5 protein-coding genes and 1 pseudogene are annotated in these 8,024 nt (G+C 69.1%); 4 read left to right on the top strand and 2 right to left on the bottom strand.

Features of this window, described 5'->3' with window-relative positions; all coding sequences use genetic code 11:
* The 4 genes from J0695_RS32540 to J0695_RS32525 form a co-directional block, all read left to right on the top strand.
* A partial coding sequence (locus J0695_RS32540) for an ABC transporter substrate-binding protein (RefSeq protein WP_206968242.1) occupies positions 1 to 1,141 on the top strand: 1,141 nt, incomplete at its 5' end.
* A gap of 42 nt (positions 1,142 to 1,183) precedes the next feature.
* The gene (locus J0695_RS32535) at positions 1,184 to 3,223 is read left to right on the top strand and encodes a beta-galactosidase (RefSeq protein WP_206968240.1); all 2,040 of its coding nucleotides are present in this window, start codon (positions 1,184 to 1,186) and stop codon (positions 3,221 to 3,223) included.
* 55 nt (positions 3,224 to 3,278) lie between these two features.
* Entirely contained in the window at positions 3,279 to 5,303 is a 2,025-nt protein-coding gene (locus J0695_RS32530) for an RICIN domain-containing protein (protein ID WP_206968238.1), read from the top strand.
* Between the two features lie 172 nt (positions 5,304 to 5,475).
* The gene (locus J0695_RS32525; protein ID WP_206968236.1) at positions 5,476 to 5,751 is read left to right on the top strand and encodes a hypothetical protein; all 276 of its coding nucleotides are present in this window, start codon (positions 5,476 to 5,478) and stop codon (positions 5,749 to 5,751) included.
* Positions 5,752 to 6,058: 307 nt separating this feature from the next.
* On the opposite strand, the pseudogene J0695_RS32520 reads toward J0695_RS32525, so the two are convergent.
* Positions 6,059 to 6,787 (bottom strand): annotated as a pseudogene (locus J0695_RS32520) (NAD(P)-dependent alcohol dehydrogenase).
* Between the two features lie 211 nt (positions 6,788 to 6,998).
* The coding region (locus J0695_RS32515; protein ID WP_206968234.1) for an FAD-dependent oxidoreductase at positions 6,999 to 8,024 on the bottom strand (1,026 nt) is incomplete at its 5' end.

Genomic DNA, 8,024 nt, shown 5'->3' with positions numbered 1-8,024 from the left:
CGACTTCGAGAAGAAGTACCCGAAAGTCGACATCAAGCTCGTCAACGCGGGCACAGGCAACGACCAGTACAAGGCCCTCCAGAACGCCGTCTCGGCGAAGAAGGGCGTCCCCGACATCGCGCAGATCGAGTACTACGCGCTGAGCCAGTTCGCCCTGACGAAGTCGGTCACCGATCTCAGGGCGTACGGCGCCGACAAGCTGGCCTCCTCCTACTCGCCCGGCCCGTGGAACTCGGTGAAGTCCGGCGACGGCGTCTACGGACTGCCCATGGACTCCGGCCCGATGGCGCTGTTCTACAACAAGAAGGTCTTCGACAAGTACAAGATCGACGTCCCGACGACCTGGGACGAGTACCTGGAAGCCGCCCGCAAGCTGCACAAGGCGGACCCGAAGGCCTACATCACCAGCGACACGGGTGACGCGGGCCTGACCACCAGCCTGCTGTGGCAGGCCGGTTCGCATCCGTACAAGGTCGACGGCACGAAGGTCGGCATCGACTTCTCCGACGCGGGCGCGCAGAAGTACACCGAGGTCTGGCAGAAGCTCATCGACGAGAAGCTCGTCGCACCCGTCACCGGGTGGACCGACGACTGGTACAAGGGCCTCGGCGACGGCACCATCGCCACGCTGCCCACCGGCGCCTGGATGCCCGCCAACTTCACCTCCGGCGTGAAGAACGCCTCCGGCGACTGGCGCGCGGCCCCGCTGCCGCAGTGGACCGCGGGGGAGAAGGCCGGTGCGGAGAACGGCGGCAGCTCCCTCGCGCTGCCCGTGCTCGGCAAGAACAAGGAACTCGCGTACGCCTTCACCGAGTACGCCAACTCCGGGGCCGGAGTGCAGACCCGTGTCAAGAACGGCGCGTTCCCCGCGACCACCAAGGACCTGAACTCCGCGGAGTTCCAGAACACCGAGTTCGCGTACTTCGGCGGCCAGAAGGCCAACAAGATCTTCGCCGAGGCCGCGGCGAACGTACCCACGGACTGGAAGTACCTGCCGTACCAGGCGTACGCCAACTCGATCTTCAACGACACCGTCGGCAAGGCCTACATCTCCGGCACCAAGCTCTCCGCGGGCCTGAAGACGTGGCAGGACGCCTCCGCCAAGTACGGCACGGAGCAGGGCTTCACCGTCGAGAAGTAGCCCTCCTCCCGCAGCCAGGACCGAACCACCGGAAGGACCCGCATGACCTCCGCCCACACCTCCCGCTTCCCGTACCCGAAGGGCGGCGACGGCACCCGCCGGCTCGGCTACGGCGCCGACTACAACCCCGAGCAGTGGCCGCGGGAGGTGTGGGCGGAGGACGTCCGGCTGATGCGCGAAGCCGGAGTGAACACCGTCTCCCTGGCGATCTTCTCCTGGGCCAGGCTCCAGCCCGCCGAGGACACCTGGGACTTCGGCTGGCTCGACGAGATCATGGATCTGCTCCACGCGGGCGGCATCGGCGTCGACCTGGCCACCGCCACCGCCTCCCCGCCGCCGTGGCTCACCACCGCGCACCCCGAGATCCTCCCCGTCACCGCGGCCGGCGAGACGGTCTGGCCGGGCGCCCGCCAGCACTGGCGGCCCACCTCGCCGGTCTTCCGTGAGCACGCACTGCGCCTCGTGACGAAGCTCGCGACGCGTTACGCCGACCACCCGGCCCTGGTCGCCTGGCACATCAACAACGAGCTGGGCTGCCACAACGTCTACGACTTCTCCGACGACGCCGCCCGCGCCTTCCGCACCTGGCTGCGCCGCCGCTACACCACGCTCGGCACCCTCAACCACGCCTGGGGAACAGCCTTCTGGTCCCAGAGGTACAGCGACTTCGACCAGATCCTGCCGCCGCGCCTCGCGGGCTCGCACCCCAACCCGACGCAGCAGCTCGACTTCAAGCGGTTCTCCTCGGACGCGCTCAAGGACCACTTGCTCGCCGAGCGCGAGGTACTGCGCGAGCTGACCCCGCAGACCCCTGTCACCACCAACTTCATGGTCATGGGCGGCACCAAGGGCATGGACTATGCGGACTGGGCCGGTGAGGTGGACTTCGTCTCCAACGACCACTACGTCATACCCGGACCGCAGGACCGCGACGAGCTGTCCTTCTCCGCCAACCTCACCAGCGGCATCGCGGGACATCGGCCGTGGTTCCTGATGGAGCACTCCACGAGTGCAGTGAACTGGCAGCCGGTCAACCTGGCGAAGGCCCCCGGCGAGCTGGCCCGCGACTCCCTCCTCCATGTCGCGCACGGCGCCGACGCCGTCTGCTACTTCCAGTGGCGGCAGTCGGCGGCAGGCGCCGAGAAGTACCACTCGGCGATGGTCCCGCACGCCGGGGAGGACAGCGAACTCTTCCGCTCCGTCGTGAACCTCGGTCGCACCCTGGAAGCCCTCGCGCCGATAGCGGGCAGCGCGCGCGAACCCGCGCGGGTGGCCGTCCTGTTCGACTGGGACTCGTGGTGGGCCAGCGAACAGGACTCGCACCCCACCTCGCTCCTCTCGTACCACCGCGAGGCCCTCGACTGGTACTCCGCGCTCCTGAGCCTCGGCATCCGCGCGGACATCGTCCCCGCACACGGGACCGGCCTCTCCTCGTACGACGTCGTGATCGCGCCCGTCCTGCACGTGGTGCCCCAGACGCTCGCCAAGGAGCTCACCCGTTACGTCGAGGGCGGCGGCCACCTCGTGACGACGTACTTCTCCGGGACCGTCGACGAGAACGACCACGTCTGGCTCGGCGGCTACCCGGGCGCCCTGCGCGATCTGCTCGGCATCCGCATCGAGGAGTTCGGCCCGCTGCCGGAGGGGGAGACGGTCACCCTCGACAACGCCACGGCCGGCAGTCTGTGGACCGACCGGATCACGGTCACCGGCACGGACGTCGAGATCCTCGCCCGTTACGAGGACGGAGCGCAGTGCGCACGCCCGGCCGTCACGCGCCGCGCGACGGACCGGGGCACGGCCGCCTACGTCTCCACGCGCCTCGGCGCCGAGGGCCTTGCCGTACTCCTGCCCGAACTGCTCGCCCCGGCGGGAGTGACCAGCGAACTCCCCGCCGGAGCACGCGGCCCGGTGGAGACGGCCGTGCGCCGCGACGCGGAGAACCGCTACGTCTTCCTCGTCAACCGGAGCGACGAACCGGTCGCCCTGCCGGACATGGCAGGTGAGGTGCTGGCCGGCACCTACGACGGGACCGTCCTGCCACCCCGCGAGGTCGCCGTCCTGAGGCAGCCCACCAGCTGAACCGCACCACCTCAAGCCCACTCCGCAACCCCCACAACGACGTTGGGAGCTCACAATGGCGCGTTTCACCCGCAGACGGTTCATCACTCTTGCGGCGGCCACCGCCGTGGCCGCCGGGACCGAACTGTCGGCCGCACAGCTCGTCTTCGCGGACTCCAGTACGGTCACGGTCACCCCCGACCCGTCCTATCGGCACGAGAAGTTCGAGGGGTGGGGGACCAGCCTCGTCTGGTTCGCGAACGCCACTGGCAACTACCCGGACGAGATACGCGAGAAGCTCGCGGACCTCGTCTTCGGACGCGACGGGCTCGCCCTGAACATCGCCCGCTACAACATAGGCGGCGGCAACGCCCCCGACGTGAAGGACTACTTGAGGGCCGGTGGCGCGGTCGAGGGATGGTGGAAGGCGCCCAAGGGAGTCACCCGCACCGACACGGGCTGGTGGGATCCGGCGAACGAGCACCACTGGAACGAGAACGCCGACGCCGCACAGCGCTGGTGGGTGGACCGGATCAAGAAGGACATCACCCACTGGGAGACGTTCTCCAACTCGCCGCCGTACTTCATGACGGAGAGCGGCTACGTCTCGGGCGGCTTCGACGCGTCGAAGGACCAGCTCAAGGCCGATTCCGTCGACGACTTCGCCGCCTACCTGGCCGGGGCGACGAAGCGCCTCGAGAAGGCGCACGGCATCGAGGTCGCCACGGTCGACCCGTTCAACGAGCCGAACACCACCTACTGGTCCACGACACTGGGCACCGACGGTGAGCCGGTCGGCGGACGCCAGGAAGGCGCCCACATCGGCCCGGCACTCCAGCAGAAGGTCATCCCGCCCCTCGCCGACGCTCTGGACAAGGCCCGGACCGGCGCCCGCGTCGCAGCGATGGACGAGACCAACCCGACGACCTTCGCCACGAACTGGAACAGCTACCCGGACGCGGTGAAGAATCTCGTCGAGCAGATGAACGTCCACACGTACGGCACCGGCGGCCGCACCACCGTCCGCGACCTCGCCAAGGCCGACGGCAAGCCGCTGTGGATGAGCGAGGTCGAGGGCGACTGGGGCGACGGGCAGTCCTTCACCGACATGCGGCCGGGCCTCGGGCTCGCGCAGCACATCGTCGACGACCTCCGTGAACTGGAGCCCACCGCCTGGGTGTTCTGGCAGCCGGTCGAGGACAACGACAACATGAAGCCCGGCGGGGAGTCCGCCAAGGGCGGCAACTGGGGTGAGATCCAGCTGTCGTTCAGCGCCACTGCCGAGGACACCCTTGAGACCTGCCCGATCTACACCAACACGAAGTTCGACACCGCCCGGAACTTCACTCACTACATCCGGCCCGGCGACAACCTCATCAAGGTCGACGACACCAACAGCGCGGCGGCTGTTACACGGTCCGGCGACGGTGCCACCGTCGTGCACGTCAACGGCACCACGGACACCCGCACGGTGACACTCGACCTGTCGAAGTTCGCACACATAGCCCACAGTGCGACCGTCACACCGGTCGCGACCAGCGCCGACGGCAAGCTGGTGCGACAGGCCCCCGTCCGGGTCGCCGACAAGAAGGCCACGTTCACGGTGCCCGCACAGTCGGTGACGTCCTTCGTGATCAAGGGGGTGTCCGGGGTCGCGAAGGACGCGGCGACCCTGCGGAAGGGGCACACGTACGAACTGACGGGAGTGCAGAGCGGCAAGGACCTGACGGTAGCCGATGACGGCAGCAGTCTCGTCATCAAGGCTGACGCCGCCGAACCGGGCCAGCAGTGGCAGCTCAAGGAGATCACCGGCGACAGCGGCAACCGCGCGCGGTACGTGTTCACCAGCACGGCCAGCGGCAAGCGGCTCGCCGTGCACGACAACGCACCGGTCCTCGAGGAAGACACCGGACGGCGCGACGCGACCGCCCAGTGGATCATGTCGTCGACAGGGGACGGCACGTGGACCCTGGTCAACGCCGCAACAGGCAAGCTCCTCGAAGTCGGCGGCCAGGCCACCGCGGACGGCTCGCCCGTCACGGTCTATCAGCCGAACTCGGGCTCCAACCAGCGCTGGAGGCTGACGGACTTGAGCAGCTAACCGGGCTTCGCACACAGACGACGAGGGCAGGCGGGCCCGCCCCTCGTCGTCTGTAGGCGGCGGAGAATGTCCAGCCGGGGACCGGCACATCGGCGTATTGACGGCCCCACCCCCAGCAGGACAGTGCCCACACGCGGAGCGTTCGCACGGCGCGAGAGGGGAGACCGCCATCATGGCAATCGCAAAACTGGACACCGGGTTCTGGGTGTCGGGCATCGGGCTCGCTCCCGGTCAGGAGCACTCCTGGATCCAGGCCGGGCAGAGCTATGGCCAGGTCCGCTGGTTCGTCGCCCATCCGCTCGCGTTGAACGGGGTGGAGCGCCGGGTGGAGATCACCCATGTGTCGGAGCGGGTCAGCACGACGGGCGTGCGCACGATCAACGTCGTCGTCAGGAACGTCGGCTCGACCACGGCAAATTACGGCATCTTCTACGCACAGACGGCCTGAGGAGCATCCGGCATGCGAGCGTTCGTGCTGTACGACGAAGCCGGCACCATCACGTCGGTCGGCATCCCCGCCGCCGAGGAGACCGGCGCCCAGACGCTGCTCAACCAGCCCGAGCGGTCTGTAGCCCAGGTGGACATCCCCGGGCTGGAACCCGCTCACCCTGGCGGCCGCCGGCCAAGGCCACGACGAGGCACTGACCGACCAACTCACCAGGCTGATGGCGGAGTACCGCGTGGAAGTGTCGGGCAAGGGCCCCGGTCTGGTCCGCAAGTAGCGATACCGGTACGGCGGCGGGGCAGAGCTTCCCCTAGTCGATCCGTACGACGTACTTGCCTCGCAGGCCTCCTGCTTCAACGGATCGCGCCCTCCTCCACGAGGGCCGCGAGGTCGGTGAAGAGCTCGGTCTTCGGGTTGCCGCTGAAGAAGCGCACCCGGCGGTGGCCGTGGACGGTACTGGCAAGGAGGTAGCCCAGCGTGGAGGCCGGAGGGTCGATGACGAAGGTGATGGTCACGATGCGGCCCGACGGAGCGACAGCGCGGTAGTCGAGGGCCTCGTCGGCGCCGAGGTCTCGGACGAGATCGAGATTGTCCGCGCGGGCGAGCCCAGTGACATGCGCGCCCATCGCCTTGCCCAGCTGTACGGCGACATTTGCCCACGCCGCCTGCCGCTCCGCGTACGAGCAGGCGCTCGCCGGGGCGCGGCCGCGTCGAGTCACGCAGGGCGGTGATCGCCGTAGTGCCCACGGGCAACGCGGCCGCCTCGACCGGGTCCAGCCCCTGTGGGATCCGCCCGATCTGCTGCAGACGGACGACAACGAACTCGGCTGCACTGCCGAAACCAGAGGCGCGGGGCATGATGCCCCAGACCCGGTCGCCCAGGGCGAACCCGGCCTGCGGGGCCCATGAGTTCCCCGCCGTTGATACTCATCGCCAGTACCCTCACGAGGACTTCGCCGGAGCGGGGCACGGGCTTGGGCACCCCGCCCACGTACAGCACCTCAGGGCCGCCGATGCGGTCGTACATCGCGGCTCGCATGATCATGGTCGCTCACACCCGATCCAGAGGCTGCGTCGAGGAGGCTTGTCGGTCTGCTGCTTGACGCGCTCCGCACGGACTCCGTGCCGACCCCGCTTCCGCCGCTGACCGGCCTCGGCCTCGGGCAGCTGCATCATTAGGCGGCGGGCCGCGCGGGTGAGCCAGTCACCTGATCGTCCTCAGCGGGCCTGTTCGGGAGAATGTCCGCCCCTTACGACCGCACTGCGGTGAACATCTCCAGCAGCCCTCGCGGCGAGTCGTCGCTGAAGATGATGTCGAGGCTTTCGGCGGACTGGGCGGCTGTTTCGGAGCTGCGGGGGAAGAGGACTTCCTCGTAGCGGGCGAGGGCCTTCTCAGGGTCGTCGGGGTGGTCGGCGAGGGCGGTGGCGAGCTCAGCGCCGTCGAGCATCGCCAGGTTCGCGCCTTCGCCCGCGAAAGGGGACATCAGATGGGCGGCGTCGCCGAGCAGGGTGACGCCGGGAGTACGGGGCCAGCGGTGGTCGATCGGCAGGGCATGGATGGCCCGGGGCGTGAGAGGGCCGTCGGCGTCGGCGATCAAGGCGCGCAGGCGGTCGTCCCAGCCGTCGAAGTGCTGGAGGACGGCGGCGCGGGCGGCCCCGGTGTCGGTGAAGTCGAGGGAAGGCAGCCAGTCGGCGTCGACGCGGCGGGCGATGTAGGCGTGGACGGAGCCATCGGTCTCCAGATGGGTGAGCAAGCCCTGCTGGCCGTGGAGGGCGAACATCATTCCCTGGCCGACGAGTTCGGCGGTCGCGGGATGGCGGACGGCCGCGTCGTGCAGGTCCGCTTCGACGAAGGAGACACCGCTGTAGAGGGGTGTGGCATCGGAGAGCAGAGGGCGGATACGGGACCACGCGCCGTCCGCGCCGATCAGGAAGTCGGTGGTGACCGTACGACCGTCGGCGAACTCGATCGCGTGGCGGCCCCCGCCCAGGGGGGTGGCTCCGGTGGCCTTCGCGCCCCAGCGGACCGTTCCGGCGGGGAGCGAGCCGAGGAGGATGCGGCGCAGGTCGGTGCGGTCGATCTCGGGGCGGCTGTGCGCGTTCTCGCCGGGTGCGGAGCCGTCGTCCTGCTCGGCGAGCAGGACCGTGCCGTCGCGGCCGACGATCCGCATGGCCTCGCCGCCGGTGTGGACGGCGGCGAGGAACTCCTCCCAGAGACCTGCGGCGTGCAGGGCGGCCTGGCCGGATTCGGTGTGCAGGTCGAGCATGCCGCCCTG

Source organism: Streptomyces beijiangensis, from assembly GCF_017315755.1.
Classification (GTDB): Bacteria; Actinomycetota; Actinomycetes; order Streptomycetales; family Streptomycetaceae; genus Streptomyces; species Streptomyces beijiangensis.
This window is presented reverse-complemented; position numbering and strand designations above follow the sequence as displayed.